The sequence below is a fragment of the Haloferax sp. DFSO52 genome (genome assembly GCF_048158745.1).
Taxonomy (GTDB): Archaea; Halobacteriota; Halobacteria; order Halobacteriales; family Haloferacaceae; genus Haloferax.
In genome coordinates, this window is sequence record NZ_JBLOPB010000001.1 from 1061053 (window position 1) to 1076444 (window position 15392).

Sequence of the window (15392 nt, forward strand, 5' to 3'; positions counted from 1 at the left end):
ACCTCAGTCGCTCACTACGCTCGCTCCTTGGTTCAAATCCCTCCAGTCACTACGTTTGACGCTCACGGACTCGTCGCTGCGCTCCTCGTATAGTTCGCGTCAAAATGAAGCCGGTGGAGGGCTTATAGAATAAGGGTTCATTGCTTATGCTCGTTGGCGACGTATGTTAGTCATGCCCACGGGAGACTACGAGAAGTGGGTCAGAGACACTCTACGTAACATCGAGGCGTCCGACTCCATACACCCCCGAAACAAGACACTCATCGTCGACTACAAGCGCGACAAGGTTCTCGACGGCGTGAAAGACTCAACACTGTCGAAGAACCTCACTCGGATGAAACTCATCGGCGAGCACGTCGGTGACCGGCCGTTCGATAAAATGGGGAAGTCGGAAATGAAAGACCTCGTCGAGTGGGTCCATTCGGAGTACGACAAACCGAACACCATCTACACAGTGAAGAGCGTCATCAAGGCGTTCTGGAAGTGGATGAACGGTGGTGACGAGTATCCCGACACCGTCGCATGGATTAAGACGAACCCACCGAGTGGGAACAGCACCCTCCCTAAAGACCTACTAACGAAGGATGACATCAGTGCACAGATAGACGCCACGAAGAACGCACGTGATGCCGCGCTCATCTCGATGCTGTACGAGACCGGTGCTCGCATTGGCGAACTCATCGACCTCACTGTTGGCGACATAGAGGACCGAAAGAACGGTCGAAAAGTCGTCATTGAGGGCAAGACCGGTGCGCGTCGAATCCCATTGGTCGAGTCCGTCCCCCTCATCAATCGGTGGCTCTCTCAGCATCCGAACCCGACCAAGAACGCGCCCCTGTGGTGTAAAATCCAACAAGGTGGCCCCGACGACCAACTCGGATACAGATACATCACCGAGAAGATTCTCAAAAAAACGATGACTGAGGCTGGTATCGAGAAGCCGTCTAACCCTCACCACTACCGACACAGTCGGGCGTCGTATCTCGCGAATCACATGACTGAGGCTCAACTCTGCGCGTGGTTCGGATGGGTACAAGGGTCAAATGTCCCGGCAAAATACGTCCACCTCTCTGGACGCGACATCGACAATGCATATGACGCTATGCACGGTCTGTACGTTCCCGAGGAGGACGGTGACGAACCACGAGTGCAAACGTGTGGACGGTGTCAGGAACTCAACGAGCCGAGTTCGTTCTATTGCTCACGTTGTGGATTCGCTCTCGGCGATGAGACGGCCGCAGACTTCGAGGCAGAGGTCGCGACCGACGTGAAACGGTCCTACGCTCAGACCGACCCTGACGACACTGAGACACAGGCGAAAATCGACGCGCTCGATTCGCTTCTTGATGACCCCGAGGTGAAAACGGCACTACTCCGTCGGATGGGGGTGGACAGGTCCACATGAATACAGAGTGTGCTCACGACGGTGGCCTCTATGCGCTCACACGTCCCTGAGTGCCTCTCTGTGGACGCCCATCGGATTTTACGACCGAGTCCTCAAGCCACGGCCTCAAACGGGATGGTGGCGTCTGTGAGTCTCGATGTGCACTCTATAGACGTAATGGACAGACAAATTATACAATTGAACATGGGCCCATATACGGATTATACCTACCACCTACCACACATCAGTTAATTTCAATTTTGATAAATGTTTTTGCTGGCCGACGACCTCAGATATAACTAACGAGTGCAGAAAACGACGGGAGAACGCCCCGCCTTTGGACACGTAGGGATTCTCTCTCCGCTCGCAAGTAGGTTCCGACGGTCTCGAACTGAACGCAAGGCGTTGTGTACCACCAACGGTGGACAGATAGTGATGTGCGACGGCGGTATCCAAGGCGACGGTGCCACCGGTCTCGACGCAGTTAGCGAGCACCGTGAAGAATTGGAGTCACTCGCCCAGAGCGACCTGCCGATTAATTGGATAGCACAGGCACTGCTCGACGTGCTCGACTACGATGAACGGGGCGAACGATGACTCACCGATACGACGCTCTATGGGGTCATCGGCGAGTTCATCAAACGTCACCTTTCGATGAGTGCTCTCGGTGATGAGGGCCACCTCACACTCCGCCTGTGGGTGCAAGCCGACGCTCTCTCCAAAATCGTCTCACGCGACAGTATCCACCGTGTCAAAACGTCAAATAACAGACAGAGTGGACGATGTCAAGGTGGCCGGGAGTGGGGTGGTCCCGAGAAACCTTCCGTGGAGCGGCCACGGACGAGCCGAGGACAAGAACTCTCTCTTTGAATACGTGTGCGAGAACCCCGAGGGCGTCCCGGTCGTGTACGCGGTTCGGTCCGTCGTGAACCCCGAGGCTAACGCGGGGGACGCAGACCACCGCCTCGCACACAGGTTCTTCGAGAACCACCCCGAATTATTCAAAATCGACCGACGACGTGACCTCATCTGGGTCGAACCGACGGTAGATGCCTTTCACTTGACCCCCAGTAAGCACAGCCCAAAACACACAGACGGCGACGGGGTGGCGATGTCAAATGTGAAGAACGCGCTGAAACGTCGACGGACGGTCGACGAAGATGCGGCACGTGGGTCTCTCTTGGGTGGACTCGCAGCGAAGCGTGAGGCGACCGAGGAACGTTTCGTGGCGTTCGAGAACAGGGACGTCCCATCGACCCATCTGCTCGTTCAGTATCGGACACGATTCAACAGTCCGTCTCGTATAGCCGACCAACGCGAGACGTTCGACTCGGCGTGGGGCCATGCCGCCGAACACTTCGAGCGTGCGACGATGGTGACATTGACGACAGACCCGTCACGGTTCGACTCAATTCACTCGGCGGCGACGTCGTTGATGGACGACGTGAATCGGTTGAAGTCATGGTATGCTCGCCGGTTCGGTGATGGGTCGCGCCCACCGTCACTCGTCGTGCCCGAGTTCACGTCTCGTAGTCTGCCACACGTCCATGTCGTCATGTTCGGTGTGGTGTCTGTACCCCACGGGCCGCTGTCGCACTACTGGGATGGCCATCGTGACCGTGGACGTGTGGTGTGGTGCGACTCTCTCACGAATCGTGATGGAACGTGGTTGTGGACGTCGTCGTCCTCACCGGAGAGAGCGGAGGGTCGGTCACCACGCTCGTACCTGAGCAAATCGCTGTCAACGGCGGCGACGTTCGCGAGGGCACCCCCGTCGGAGGTACACGAGGCCGCAGAGGCACTCCGTGCGGTCGATGGAGTGGATGCTGACGTGGACGACGGGGATGCGTCGACAGATGCTGACGTGGACGCTGAGGCACTGAGACGCGGCCGTGAGTGGTGGTCGCTCGCGTGTCACTGGGCGACCGACATGAAGTGGTTCACGGTGTCTCCGTCGCTCAAGACAGACGATGAGACGGACGATGGGGGTGATGACGAGTGCTCACGCTGGCGGTTCGTGGGCGTTGCGCGTCACGATGAGTTCCCGGGACACGTCGTTCGAGGGGCAATCGTAGTTCGAGAACACCGTGGCCGCCCACCACCATGATTGGCGTGTCCATGGCGGTCAGTATCGTTCACCATTAGAGAGCACTGAATTTCCGCAATGGGGTCATATCCGTTCGTCACCAACAGGTGAGTCAGTTCCCAGTGAGAAGTACGAGGCCGGCGTTGAACGCGGTCGTAGTGACAATCACCAGTACGGACACAAGTTTTAGACCTGCCCACCCCACAATACCTTCCTGACGAACCGTCTCAATACTTTTTCTCACTGCTCTCTCAATAATAAATAAGAGATTACGAGCAACGATGGTTAGCAATATACCCGGTATTCCGATGAGAAGGATGAGCAACACGACCTGTGTTTGAGTTACGTAGGGAGCAATAATCGACATAAGACCGGACACATTGATAATCCAGAGTGTCGGGTTAAGTGTCTCAGAAATCGGAGACAGAGCCGGTGTCGACAGAGTCGCATAGAACGATTCTCGGTAGGTCACTTCTATCGCCACTAACGCAGACGTCACTAACATAAAACAGATAGACCCGAGGAAAGTGAACGATTTCACCTTCTCCATTGATTTCGAGACATCATGGGTGGAACGCGGCCATTCATGAGTTACAGACTCGGCTTCATTTTGCTCGAACGGAGGAGTGTGCCGGTTCCAGAAGGATTGGAATCGGTCACGAATCCAGAACAAGAGCCGAACCGCTGAAACGGCAATCACTCCGAACAAGATGATTCCGGTCGTGAACACGGTCAATATCCCAAACACAGCAACGAGTGTAATGGACCAAGGAACCCAGTCGACTATCACTGGGACGTCAGTAGCCCATCGAGCGACGTCAACGATACTCCCGCCGAAGGCACCTACAATAGACAACAGAATCATTGTTAGCCAAAACCCAATCCATTTCTCAATCAAAAACGCTAACCCACGTGATACGTTGTCCTTCGCCCATTCGCTCCCGTCTCTGAGGTCAAGGGTCAAATCACGGACTATACGTCGCTTCAATCGAACCACGACCGACACAATAGTATCCAGATTTTCCTTGTTGATGACCCACATACACCGATGTAGAAGTTGGGCATCCAAGAAATGTATGGTTATTTGAAATGTGTGGCTCTCAAATGGATGTTTCACTGTTCATGATATTCAATGGGCAAAAATGGTTGGATAATTACACTGTCGTTACAACGGAATCAACCGACTGCACATGGACTCATGTAACCAATAGCGACGCCAGAAAACGAACCGAGAGACGATAATAGGCCGTTTAGAGGGATTTGAACCCTTATTCCAGAAGCCGGTGGAGGGATTTGAACCCTCGGCCTATTCCTTACGAAGGAATCGCTCTGCCAGCTGAGCTACACCGGCGCGGTGGGCTTCCAAACGCATTCTTTCGTACCCCGGTTACGTAATTAAGACTTGCGAATCAACCCCGTGTCTGCCGGTCGTCACCACGACTCCTTACGGCCGTTTCGTCAGGCGAACGTCCAGACAAACGTTGTACTCGTGGGGGGCGTACGACCGGACGATTTTCTCTTCGAGAACTTCGATCTCGTACTCGTCTTCGGCGGCGTCGCGGACGGCGGCCAGCCCCGGGCCGAATGGGTCGTCTTCGTGCTGGATGTCGTAGAGATGGACGATACACTCGTCGCCGGCGAGTCGGACTGCAGTGTCGAGAAAGTCGCTCGCACTGTGCGGGAGGTTCATGATGAGACGGTCTGCCCACCCATCGTACTCGGTTCCTACCTCGCGGACGTCACCCTGAATCGCAGTGATGCGGTCGGCGACATCGTTTCGTACGGCGTTCTCGCGGAGATACTCGATAGCAACCTCGTTCAGGTCGCAGGCGACGACCTCGGCACCTGCTTTGGCGGCCGGGATGGCGAACGGCCCGACCCCAGCGAACATGTCGAAGACGTGTTCGTCCTCGCGAATCTGTTCGACGACGCGGTGGCGCTCGGTCGCGAGACGTGGCGAGAAGTAGACCGAGTCGATGTCGAGTCGAAGTTCGGTTCCGTACTCCCGGTGGACCGTCTCCGTCGAGTCGCCGACCAAAAGGTCCCAGTCGCGGATACGAAGTTCGCCTTTGATTTTCGAGGCACGGTTCACCACGGTCTCTGCCTTGAGGTCGGATTCGACGATGGCCGCAGCAATCTCCCGGGCACGTTCGGGGTCGTCTTCGTCCAGAATGACGATATCGCCGAGTCGTTCGTACGAGGGTTCGGAGCCGAGAATGTCCGTCGGCGTCGTCTGCGTCTCTCGTGCCGGTGGTTCGTACTCGACTACGTCGAACGCGTCAGGAACGTCGGCAGCAGAAACAACAGGGATGTAGAGATACCCCTCGACGACAGAAATCTGGTGGTCGTGGTCCAACAGGCCGTCGGCGGCGAGGCGCTGACGTGTCGCTTCGCCCGATTCCCGAGGAACACGAACACAGGGGACGTTCATATCTCATCCACTGCCCCGTTCAGAGTAAGGGTGACGTTTCCAGATTGGTATATAATACCTTGATAAATCAGGGAACACCTATACTCCCTTTCCGGGAATATGTGTAGTTGCCCACAGACAGACAGACAGTTCTGTCGTGCCAGTGGGCGTGCCTCTGACAACGGAAGGGCCTCGCCCGGGGCCCGTTTTCGGAACTGCGGCCGAACGTCAAAGGAGTTGTATTTTATAATCTCCATCACGTCGTCACTGAAAGATGAGTTGTATCGCGGAGTTCACCATTACAAGTCAAGCCCTTCCCTTATCCGACGCCATCGGTTCTGCACCGGGGATGCGACTCGACGTGGAACAGTCCGTCGCAACTGACCCAGTTCGACCAGTCCTCTTTCTGTGGGCGAGCGGTGGTGATTTCGAGGCGTTCGAGTCGGGTCTCGAAGCCGACGAAAGTGTCGTCAGTCACGAACCGATGGAGTCACTTCCGGGTCGACGACTCTATCGCGTACAGGTTTCCGACGAGGCGGGCGCAGTCGTCTATCCCACCGATGCTGAAGTCGAATCTTGCCGCCTCGACGCCGCGTTCACGGCCGATGGACTCCACACACGCATGCGGTTCCCTGACCGGGACGCACTCGTTCGGTACCGAACCCGCTGCAGCGAGATCGGCCTCGAGATGAAGGTTCGAAGAATCTACCAGGGTGATGTCGCGGTGACTTCGGGATACGGACTGAGCGAGAAACAACAGGAGATACTCAGGCTTGCTGCCGACAGTGGATACTTCGAAGTACCTCGCACTGTGTCGCTTTCGGACCTCGCTGCGGAACTCGACATCTCGACGCAGTCGGCTTCTGAGCGACTCCGCCGAGGAGTCGGGGCACTCGTTTCGTCTACCGTCTGTTCGGATATGCCGTCGAGTCGGTAGTCACACGTTGACCGGTTCGTCGTGGACACCACCCGTCGCTTCGACGCCTTCGAGCCAATCACCAATCGTCGTTAGCGACCCGTCTCTGACGTGTGGGTAGACCGCCTCGACGGTGTCACCACGGAACACCGCGAGAAGCGTCTGCGGAAGTACGACAGTGTCGGTTGCAGGGCCCATTCTTCCCGACCCGACTCTCGCGTGTTCTTCGAGAGACGGAAGTTCCACACCCGCGTTGCGTGCCCACTGTTTAAACGCCGAGAGTCGTTCGCGAACGAATTCGTCGCGTTTCGTCGGCGCTGTATCCGCCTCGACGGCGACGTTGTGGTTCCACGTCCGAAGGACGACATCGTCGAACTCGTCCACACTGACGAGGCGCTCTAACCGAGCGACGAGTGTCTGATGTTCTTCCCTAAATCCATCTCGTATCGGTCGAATCCAGAGTTCTACAGTTCGTGAATCGTTGCGTTGCATCACTGGCTCCCCAACCGTATCTACGACTGCAACCAGCATAAGCCGAAAATACCGTTCTCGGCTGTCGGGAACAGTGACAGTCGAATCGCCGACCCTCCGAGCGTTCGGTTTTATCGCCACTCCACACGTCTTCTTTGACATGTTCGACCATATTCTCGTTCCAACCGACGGCAGTGACCATGCGGCACACGCCGCCGAGTACGCGGTCGACCTCGCGGCGATGTACGGTGCGGCACTCCACGTCCTCTACGTTGTCGACGTGCGAACCTCCCACGCCGACACTGCACCCGACGACGAGACGGAGACGCGCGGGGAGACAGCGGTCGGGAAAATCGCGTCTCTCGCGGCCAATCGCGACGTCCCAGTCGAGACGGAGATTCGGGTCGGTCTGCCACACGAAATCATCGTCGACTACGAAGCAGAGCGAGATATCGACCTCGTGGTGATGGGAACACACGGGTCGAGTGGCATCGAACGGTATCTCATCGGAAGCGTTGCAGAACGCGTCGTGCGGCTCTCAGACGTTCCGGTGATGTGTGTCCCACCGGTCCGAGACGAGACGTAATCACTGGAAAACCAATCCCGTAAAACAGCCGCTCGTGGACGTTAGCGGACGATAGTCACGCTGACAGACGCACGACTCGAAACGAGTTCCGCGACGCTCCCGAGAAGCAGATTCGTCTCACCGGTTCGACCGTGTCCGCCGACGTAGATGGCGTCGACGCCTTCCTCCTCTGCGACCTCGATGATGCTTCGAGCAGGGTCGCCACGCAGTGTCATCGTCCGAACGTCGACACCGCTTCCGTCTGCGAGTGCAGTGAGTTCTTCGAGTATCTCGTCTGCGAGTTCGTTCGCTCGTTCGTACCACTCAGCAGAGCCGTGGAGTGGTTCGAGCGTCACGTCTACGTCGAGTGGCGCGCTGTACCCCGGGTCGCTCGGGTCGATGACGTGGAGGGCGATGACTGCTGATTCGGCATCGGAGAGCGCACGCTCGAACGCCCGCTTCGACAGCGGAGACCCATCGACGGCAACGAGGATTACATCGGGCATATCTATCGTTACGCTCTCTCGACACAAAAACACTCTCGCAGGTCCCAGCGGGGTTTTTGCTCGTCGCTCACTATCGATAGCTTGTGCCACGTTTGCCGCCGCTCTTCGAGTCTCCCCACGACCGCTGGCGGACGGTTTTCATCGTCGCTGCTGTCGCCATACTGGCGCTCGCCGGCGGGTCGATTCTCGTGAGTCAGTTCCCGTTTCTCGCGGACCCACGGGAACTCAGGCTATTCCTTCTCGACGTTGGTCCGTTGGCACCGCTGGCTTTCGTCGGCGTGCAGATCGCGCAGGTTCTCATCGCACCGGTTCCCGGGCAGGCGCTCGGATTCGCGAGTGGGTTTCTCTTCGGTGCGTTCTGGGGAACGGTCTACAGCATGATTGGCATCGTCATCGGAACGGCGTTGGCGGCGACACTCGCCCGGTCGCTCGGACGGCCGTACGTCGAACGAGTCGTCACCGCCGACGCCCTGAACCTCTTCGACGAGACGATGGCGACACACGGTCTCACCGTCCTCTTCGTCGTCTTTCTCGTTCCCGGCCTTCCGGACGACGCGCTCTGTTTCGCGGCGGGACTCACCGATATCCCGATTCGTCGTATCGTCGTCATCGCCGCAGTGGGGAGGCTTCCGGGATTCCTACTCGTGAACCTCGCCGGGTCGGCAGCAGCGAACAGCGACCCGGTGCTCACCGCGGTGTTCGTCGCCGTTCTCCTGTCGGCATCGGTGCTCGGCTATCTCTACCGCGAGGAACTCCTCTCTGCGGTCAGTGACCGAATACCCGGTCGTTGACCCAGACGAGGACCAGATTAGCGAGGAGGAACGGGACGAACGCACCTGCCACCCATCCCCACTCACGGAGTCCCAACGGGACGACACCGAAGAGTGCAGAAAGTGGCGTGTAGAGGAGCAAGAGGTGGAGTGTCAACGACAGCCCAACCGCCGCGAGAAGCCACGGATTCGAAAACACCGAAAGTCGATACCGGAGTCGAACCGACTGCGTTCGGACCAACTCGGCCGTGACGAGGAACGTGAACAACACGGTCTGTGCGACCACGAGGTCAGCAGATTCGGCGAGTGCGTAGAAGAACACACCTAGACCGGCCCCGGTGAGTGCCACGCCGATGCCGACGATTGACGCGACAGTCCGCCGGTCGAGGACGCCTTCTTCGTGCAGGCGCGGTGGCCGACGCATCACGTCGTCTGCTGTCGGGTCCACCCCGAGCGCGAGCGCCGGAAAGCCGTCGGTGACGAGATTCAACCACAACAACGCGACGGGCGTGATGACGAGCGCAGTCTCTGAACTGAATACCTCGGGGAAGAAGATGGCGCCAAGAAGCGTTCCGAGGAAGACGACGAACACCTCTCCCGTGTTCGCCGACAACAGGTAGTTGACGAACGTTCGGATGTTGTCGAAGATACCTCGCCCCGCTTCGATTGCGTCGCGGATGGTGACGAAGTTGTCGTCGCGAAGCACCATGTCGGATGCACCCTGTGCGACTTGCGTCCCGCGTTCGCCCATCGCGATGCCGACATCTGCGTTTCCGAGTGCAGGCGCGTCGTTGACGCCATCGCCTGTCATCGCGACCGTATAGCCGAGGTCCTGAAGCGCTCGGAGGATGCGAACCTTGTGTTCTGGCGCGACACGAGCGAACACGTGCGTCTCTGTGACGATTCGGTGGAGTCGTTCGTCGCTCATCTCTGCGATTTCGGCACCCGTGACGACCGACTCGGTGTCGATTCCGACTTCTTCTGCAATCGCCCGGGCAGTAAGCGGCGTGTCTCCGGTCGCCATCGTCACCTGAATACCCGCCGCCAGACAGTCGGCTACGGCTTCGGTGACGCCGTCTCGCGCTGGGTCGGTCATTCCCTGTAAGCCGAGAAACACCAGCTCAGATTCGAGTGCGTCGTCGTCTGCCGACAGATTTGCGTCAGGTGCGTAGGCGAATCCAAGGACTCGAAGCGCGTCGGCGGCGAACTCGCTCGTCGCCGCTTCGACGTCGCGCCGGTGGTCATCGGTCATCTCCTCGACGACCCCATCGACGAGAATCCCATCACACCGCTCGACGACGACTTCTGGTGCCCCCTTCACGAGGGCGAACGGGCCCGTTCCCGGTGCGTCGAACGACTCGACGACGACAGTCATCAACTTGCGTTCGGAGGTAAACGGCACCTCGTAGAGTCGTTCGTCGGGGCGTTCGATGCCGGCGCTGTTGGCAACGGTCACGAGTGCGACTTCGGTCGGGTCACCACGGTGGGTCCCATCGTCGAGTTCACCGGCGTCGTTACAGACTGCGCCGCAGGTGAGAAGCGCCGAGAGTTGAGGGTCGAGTTCGTGGGTGTTGGCGTCGGCGTCGATTTCGATGCCGGCGTTGGTGTCGGCGTTGGCGTCGAGATCGACGATGCGACCACGGGGAAGCCAGCCTCGCGTGACAGTCATTCGGTTTTCGGTCAGTGTCCCCGTCTTGTCGGTGACGATTACGTCGACTGCGCCGAGGCTCTCGACGACTGCGAGGTTGCGAACCAGCGCGTTTCGTTCGAGGAGTCTCCGTGAGCCGAGTGCGAGTGTGAGTGTGACGACGGCAGGGAGTCCCTCTGGGACGGCAGCGACGGCAAGTGTGGCGGCGACGAGCAATACGACCACGGGGTCAGTCGCCGTAAAGAACAGTTGGACCGCGGCGATGACGAGAATGAGGCCGACGATGCCGATACCGATACGGCGGCCCAGGCGCTCGATTTCGCGTTCGAATGGCGTCTCACGCTCACGCGCCTGTTCGAGTTGGTCGGCGATAGTCCCCAGTTCGGTGTCCATGGCGGTGGCGACGACGACGGCCTCTGCACGGCCACGGACGACTGTGGTCCCCGCGTGGAGGATACTTCGCCGGTCGGCGAGCGGTGCATCAGAATCGACAGGGGCTGCGCCTTTTCCTACGGGGACACTCTCGCCACTGAGCGTTGATTCGTCGGCGCGGCAATCGGCCGCGTGGAGAACCCGTGCATCAGCGGGAATGGCATCACCCGCTTCGACGATGATGACGTCGCCGGGGACGACTTGGTCAGTTGGAATCCGGCTTACTGTCCCGTCGCGTCGAACCGTCGCGTCGGGCATCGCCATCTGTCTGAGTGCGTCGAGTGCTTTCTCTGCGCGGTAGTTCTGGACGAATCCGAAGATACCGTTGCCGAAGACGATGAGAAAGATGAGTGCAGCGTCGGTGTACCCCGGTTCGCGCCCCGGGAGTAACCCGATGGCGAGCGAGAGACCCGCAGCGGCGAACAACAAGAGCACGAGCGGGCCGGTGAACTGTGAGACAAAGAGGTTCAGCGGCGAGACAGTGTCGTCTTCGACGAGTTCATTCGGACCGTACTCGGCGAGTCGGTGTGCAACCTCGTCGCTGTCGAGACCAGTTTCGGTGACATCTACTCGTGAGAGAACTGTCTCGACTTCTAACGCGTGCCATGGAACGGGCTCACTGGTGTCTTCAGTCGTTCGACGCTGCACTTCCGCTTGGTCCACATTTCGACTGAACGACACGCGACGACGTATGTCCACCGACGATTTTCAGCCCACGGTACCAGCGAAGGAGTCGCAAGCAAGAATACCAGCGGACGAGTCACAAGCGAGAATCACACACGCTCGTGCGTGGGACAGATTCACGACGACCGTCACCGTGGACGACGACCGTTACCGTGGCGTTTCGCGCCCGGTCAACTCGTCTATCGTGAGTTCGATGATGTGGAGTTTGAGGTCGGTTACGTCTTCGTCGAAGATGCGGACATCGCCGTACAGTTCGTTGATCGTCGCGTCGTCGGGGAGGTCCTCGTTGGGGAGGACGCGAACTGTCCCCCGTGCCATGATGCTCCACGATTCGTCGCCGCAGTCGTCGTAACAGATGAACGTCGCTTCGTCCGTGGTCTCGACGAACGCCATCTTCTCGCTGTGGCCGTCGTCACTCAGTCGGAAGAGCAGTCTTCCCCCGGCGTCGTCGAACGTGACGTGGACGGGAATCGCGTACGCTCGCCCACCGTCTGCGAGTGACAGGACACCGGACGGGGATTCGTCCAGTCGCGCAGCGACGGTCTTGGCGTCCATCCCCACCGTGTAGACGTACTCGATGTCTTCCATGCACTCACTTCGCTCTCCTGTCACATGAATGGATGTCCCGGCCGTGTGGCGCGATTCGAATCGGTTGTTCGGTGAGAGGGCCACACCGAGGGAGTTCAGTCTTCGAGGAGTGTTTCGAGGGACCGGGTCCGTTGTGTGAGGCCGTCGAGCGCGTCCTGAGCAGCGGCGGCGACGGCATCAGTGTCGCGGAAGGAATCTCCGAGGCCGACTTCTCGTCGGTGCCATTCGCCGCCCGCGGAGGCGAAGATATCAACCCACCAGTAGAGTGCCAGCCCGCGGGCGAACTCGGTGATGACGACCCGATAGTCTTCGTCGGGTGATTCGTAGATAACCCGGCCGCTCGAGTCGTCGACGTCCGTCTCGATAGAGATACGCCACCCCCCCGGGACCGAGAGTGAGAAGGGGTCGGTAGTCATCGTCTCACACGACGGTGTGGGAGCACTTGATTGGTCCGTTCCCGGCAGTGTCTGAGGTGTCGGAATGTGGAATAGACGACGTTCGAGTCGTTAGACACCACCGAGGGCAGTCCAAGTCACCGACGTCAGTCCAGTGACCGAGCGGAGTTGACGACGACGAGGAGACTCGACGTTCCCATCGCGATGGCGGCGAAAAGCGGGTTGAGGAGTCCGAGTGCCGCCAACGGGATGGCGACTGCGTTGTAGCCGAACGCCCACAGCAGGTTGCCGCGAATGCGTCGGTTGACGCCCGCAGACAGCGAGAACACCGATGGAATCGCGTCGATGTCGCGGCCGACGAGCACTGCGTCGGCAGCATCACCGGCGATATCAGTCCCCGACCCGAGTGCGATACCGATGTCTGCGGCGGCGAGGGCGGGTGCGTCGTTACTTCCGTCACCGACCATCGCGACAGTGCCACGACTTCGAAGGCGCTCGACCGTCTCGGCTTTCGCTTCCGGTGGGACGCCCGCAAACACATCGGTCACGTCCGGGTGGTCGCGGAATCGACGTGCTGCGCGTTCGGAGTCGCCCGTGAGGACGACGATGTCTCGTCTCCCGTTGTCGGCGACGGCGGCGACCACGTCGTCCCACGCGTCGCGCGGTTCGTCACCGACGACGAGGACTGCGCGAACCGCTTCCCCCACTCCAACGACGACAGGAACCGCGCCTTCGTCGCGGGCAGCATCGATTGCCGACTCGGCGTCAGACCCGAGCGTGAACCCTTCGTCACGGAGGAGTGTCGGGTGGCCGACGACGACCCGTTCGCCGTCGATGGTTCCCGTGACTCCTCGGTCGTGGACGACGGCGTCGTCTGCAGGAACTTCGGGAACGTCGAGGCCGGCATTGTCTGCTGCCGCGACGATTGCCGACGCGAGTGGGTGTGCCGAAAACCGTTCGAGCGCGGCGGCAACCCGAAGTGCGTCGTCGTCGCCGTCGATTCGAAGGACGGCCATGTCGCCGTCGGTCAGCGTCCCCGTCTTGTCGAAGACGACGACGTCCACGTCCGGAACTGCTTCGAATACTGCGTCGGATGCGACGACGATGCCGCGACTCGCCGCTTCTTTGATACCTGACGCGACGGCAAGCGGCGTTGCGAGACCGAGTGCACACGGACACGAGACGATGAGTACGGTGAGTCCGACGAGGAGTGCGGCCGTCGCAGACTCGCCACGCAGGAGCGTCCACGCGAACGCGAGCAGTGCGAGGAGGAGGACAGTGGGGACGAAGATTGTGGCCAGTTTGTCGGCCAGTCGTTGCACGCCGGAGCGCGCGCTCTGGATGTCCCAGAGGAGTTCGACCAGTCGGTCGAGCGTGCTCGTCGCGTCGTCGCCGACTTCGACGACGAGCGGTCGGTCGGTGACGACAGTGCCGCCCAGAACGTCGTCGCCGACGCGTTTCGTCCGCGGCATCGACTCGCCTGTGACGAGTGCTTCGTCCACTGCGGCGGTTCCCTCTTTCACTGTTCCATCGACGGGGACGCGCTCTCCCGGTCGAACGTCGAGGATATCGCCCGGTTCGAGGTCGTCGATGGCGACTGTTTCGACACCCTCGGCGGTTCGTCGGCGGGCCGCAGAGACGCGCGAGGCGGCGAGGTCTGAGAGCATCCCGGCCGCCTTCCGCTTGATACGGTCTTCGTAGTAGGTTCCGAGCGTCACGACGAGGATGATAGCGACTGTCACGTCGAAGTAGACGTGCGTCTGCCCGACGATGACGGCAGCAGTCGAGTAGACGTACGCACTCGTCGCCGCCAGTGAGACGAGGAGGTCCATGTTCGGTTGCCCGGCCCGCAGGCTGACGACTGCGCCTCTGAGGATTGGGAAGCCGGTGTAAAAGAGGACGACAGAGGTCATCACCCAGATGTTGCCGAGGATGTAGACGCTGTCGAACGACCCGAGTTCGACCACCGGTGAGAATCCGACGTAGGTCGGATACAGAAACAGCACGTACCACAGCATCACCATCATCCCGAAGACGCCGCCGCCGATGACGAACCGTGCGACCTGGTTGTCAGACCGGTCTGCTGCCTCGCGTTCGTTCGGGTCGCGAGTCCCGTAGCCGTAGCGGGCGAGCGTCCCCGAGAGGTCGTCGAGATTGGTCGTCTTCGGGTCGTAGGTGACGCGAATCATGTCGTTGGCGTAACTCGCATCTGCGGCGTAGACGCCATCGCAGGTTCGTGCCGTCCCAGAGACGAACGCCTCACAGGTGGCGCAGTGCATCCCATCGACGGCCATGTAGGCCCGTTCGGCGTCTTCCGGAACCGACTCGTCTTCGCCGGCGAGTTCGCGCTCGACCGTCTCTGGGTCGGCACTCGCGGCATCGCCGAGCGTGCGGGTGATTTCGAGACATCCGCGACAACAGAACTCGCCTGCCACGTCGTCTCCCGTCACGGGCGGCGTCGGCGTCGGAATCCCACAGAGGTCGCAGCCGCTGTCGTCGCCGCCAGCGTCGTCACGCGACCGAGTCTTCGTCGCCAT

14 protein-coding genes and 1 tRNA gene are annotated in these 15392 nt (G+C 59.7%); 6 read left to right on the forward strand and 9 right to left on the reverse strand.

Annotated elements, in window-relative coordinates:
- Positions 1 to 172: 172 nt before the first annotated feature.
- From ACK3SC_RS05510 to ACK3SC_RS05520, 3 genes are all read left to right on the forward strand, one after another.
- A complete protein-coding gene (locus tag ACK3SC_RS05510; RefSeq protein ID WP_416839113.1) occupies positions 173 to 1405 on the forward strand; it encodes a tyrosine-type recombinase/integrase in 1233 nt (410 codons plus the stop codon).
- Positions 1406 to 1819: 414 nt separating this feature from the next.
- Entirely contained in the window at positions 1820 to 1981 is a 162-nt protein-coding gene (locus tag ACK3SC_RS05515) for a hypothetical protein (protein WP_416839114.1), read from the forward strand.
- 193 nt (positions 1982 to 2174) lie between these two features.
- On the forward strand, positions 2175 to 3491 hold the full coding sequence (locus ACK3SC_RS05520) for a hypothetical protein (RefSeq protein WP_416839115.1): 1317 nt from the start codon (positions 2175 to 2177) through the stop codon (positions 3489 to 3491).
- 91 nt (positions 3492 to 3582) lie between these two features.
- Here the strand turns inward: ACK3SC_RS05520 and ACK3SC_RS05525 are convergent, their stop codons facing one another.
- The 3 genes from ACK3SC_RS05525 to ACK3SC_RS05535 form a co-directional block, all read right to left on the reverse strand.
- A complete protein-coding gene (locus ACK3SC_RS05525) occupies positions 3583 to 4512 on the reverse strand; it encodes a hypothetical protein (RefSeq protein ID WP_416839116.1) in 930 nt (309 codons plus the stop codon).
- 236 nt (positions 4513 to 4748) lie between these two features.
- Positions 4749 to 4821, reverse strand: a tRNA-Thr gene (locus tag ACK3SC_RS05530).
- A gap of 93 nt (positions 4822 to 4914) precedes the next feature.
- Positions 4915 to 5901, reverse strand: coding sequence for a class I SAM-dependent methyltransferase (locus ACK3SC_RS05535; protein ID WP_416839117.1), 987 nt, complete (start codon positions 5899 to 5901; stop codon positions 4915 to 4917).
- 253 nt (positions 5902 to 6154) lie between these two features.
- Here ACK3SC_RS05535 and ACK3SC_RS05540 point away from each other — a divergent pair, with 253 nt between their 5' ends.
- Positions 6155 to 6817, forward strand: a complete 663-nt coding sequence (locus ACK3SC_RS05540) for a helix-turn-helix domain-containing protein (protein ID WP_416839118.1) — start codon at positions 6155 to 6157, stop codon at positions 6815 to 6817.
- On the opposite strand, the gene ACK3SC_RS05545 is transcribed toward ACK3SC_RS05540, so the two are convergent.
- Positions 6818 to 7288 carry an HTH domain-containing protein gene (locus ACK3SC_RS05545; protein ID WP_416839119.1) on the reverse strand — a complete coding sequence of 157 codons (471 nt, stop codon included), beginning with the start codon at positions 7286 to 7288 and terminating at the stop codon, positions 6818 to 6820.
- A gap of 139 nt (positions 7289 to 7427) precedes the next feature.
- On the opposite strand from ACK3SC_RS05545, the gene ACK3SC_RS05550 reads away from it, so the two are divergent.
- Positions 7428 to 7853: a universal stress protein gene (locus tag ACK3SC_RS05550; protein WP_416839120.1), complete on the forward strand. Its 426-nt coding sequence runs from the start codon at positions 7428 to 7430 to the stop codon at positions 7851 to 7853.
- Positions 7854 to 7894: 41 nt separating this feature from the next.
- Here ACK3SC_RS05550 and ACK3SC_RS05555 read toward each other — a convergent pair whose 3' ends face one another.
- Positions 7895 to 8338 (reverse strand): universal stress protein, encoded by a 444-nt coding sequence (locus tag ACK3SC_RS05555; RefSeq protein ID WP_416839121.1) that lies wholly within the window; start codon positions 8336 to 8338, stop codon positions 7895 to 7897.
- An 83-nt stretch (positions 8339 to 8421) separates the two neighbouring features.
- Here ACK3SC_RS05555 and ACK3SC_RS05560 point away from each other — a divergent pair, with 83 nt between their 5' ends.
- Positions 8422 to 9129: a TVP38/TMEM64 family protein gene (locus tag ACK3SC_RS05560; RefSeq protein WP_416839122.1), complete on the forward strand. Its 708-nt coding sequence runs from the start codon at positions 8422 to 8424 to the stop codon at positions 9127 to 9129.
- Here the strand turns inward: ACK3SC_RS05560 and ACK3SC_RS05565 are convergent.
- The 4 genes from ACK3SC_RS05565 to ACK3SC_RS05580 form a co-directional block, all read right to left on the reverse strand.
- The gene (locus ACK3SC_RS05565; protein WP_416839123.1) at positions 9104 to 11887 is read right to left on the reverse strand and encodes a cation-translocating P-type ATPase; all 2784 of its coding nucleotides are present in this window, start codon (positions 11885 to 11887) and stop codon (positions 9104 to 9106) included. The two genes, ACK3SC_RS05560 and ACK3SC_RS05565, sit on opposite strands and share 26 nt — an antisense overlap.
- A gap of 132 nt (positions 11888 to 12019) precedes the next feature.
- Positions 12020 to 12460, reverse strand: a complete 441-nt coding sequence (locus ACK3SC_RS05570) for a pyridoxamine 5'-phosphate oxidase family protein (protein WP_416839124.1) — start codon at positions 12458 to 12460, stop codon at positions 12020 to 12022.
- Between the two features lie 95 nt (positions 12461 to 12555).
- A complete protein-coding gene (locus ACK3SC_RS05575; protein WP_416839125.1) occupies positions 12556 to 12876 on the reverse strand; it encodes a hypothetical protein in 321 nt (106 codons plus the stop codon).
- A gap of 125 nt (positions 12877 to 13001) precedes the next feature.
- On the reverse strand, positions 13002 to 15392 hold the full coding sequence (locus tag ACK3SC_RS05580) for a heavy metal translocating P-type ATPase (protein ID WP_416839126.1): 2391 nt from the start codon (positions 15390 to 15392) through the stop codon (positions 13002 to 13004).

Bases quoted from the DNA above. Each gene is read 5' to 3' on its own strand.
- ACK3SC_RS05545 (WP_416839119.1), bottom strand. From the start codon at position 7,288: ATGCAACGCAACGATTCACGAACTGTAGAACTCTGGATTCGACCGATA.
- ACK3SC_RS05570 (WP_416839124.1), bottom strand. From the start codon at position 12,460: ATGGAAGACATCGAGTACGTCTACACGGTGGGGATGGACGCCAAGACC.
- ACK3SC_RS05515 (WP_416839114.1), top strand. From the start codon at position 1,820: ATGTGCGACGGCGGTATCCAAGGCGACGGTGCCACCGGTCTCGACGCA.
- ACK3SC_RS05575 (WP_416839125.1), bottom strand. From the start codon at position 12,876: ATGACTACCGACCCCTTCTCACTCTCGGTCCCGGGGGGGTGGCGTATC.
- ACK3SC_RS05580 (WP_416839126.1), bottom strand. From the start codon at position 15,392: ATGGCGACGAAGACTCGGTCGCGTGACGACGCTGGCGGCGACGACAGC.
- ACK3SC_RS05555 (WP_416839121.1), bottom strand. From the start codon at position 8,338: ATGCCCGATGTAATCCTCGTTGCCGTCGATGGGTCTCCGCTGTCGAAG.
- ACK3SC_RS05525 (WP_416839116.1), bottom strand. From the start codon at position 4,512: ATGTGGGTCATCAACAAGGAAAATCTGGATACTATTGTGTCGGTCGTG.
- ACK3SC_RS05550 (WP_416839120.1), top strand. From the start codon at position 7,428: ATGTTCGACCATATTCTCGTTCCAACCGACGGCAGTGACCATGCGGCA.
- ACK3SC_RS05510 (WP_416839113.1), top strand. From the start codon at position 173: ATGCCCACGGGAGACTACGAGAAGTGGGTCAGAGACACTCTACGTAAC.
- ACK3SC_RS05535 (WP_416839117.1), bottom strand. From the start codon at position 5,901: ATGAACGTCCCCTGTGTTCGTGTTCCTCGGGAATCGGGCGAAGCGACA.
- ACK3SC_RS05540 (WP_416839118.1), top strand. From the start codon at position 6,155: ATGAGTTGTATCGCGGAGTTCACCATTACAAGTCAAGCCCTTCCCTTA.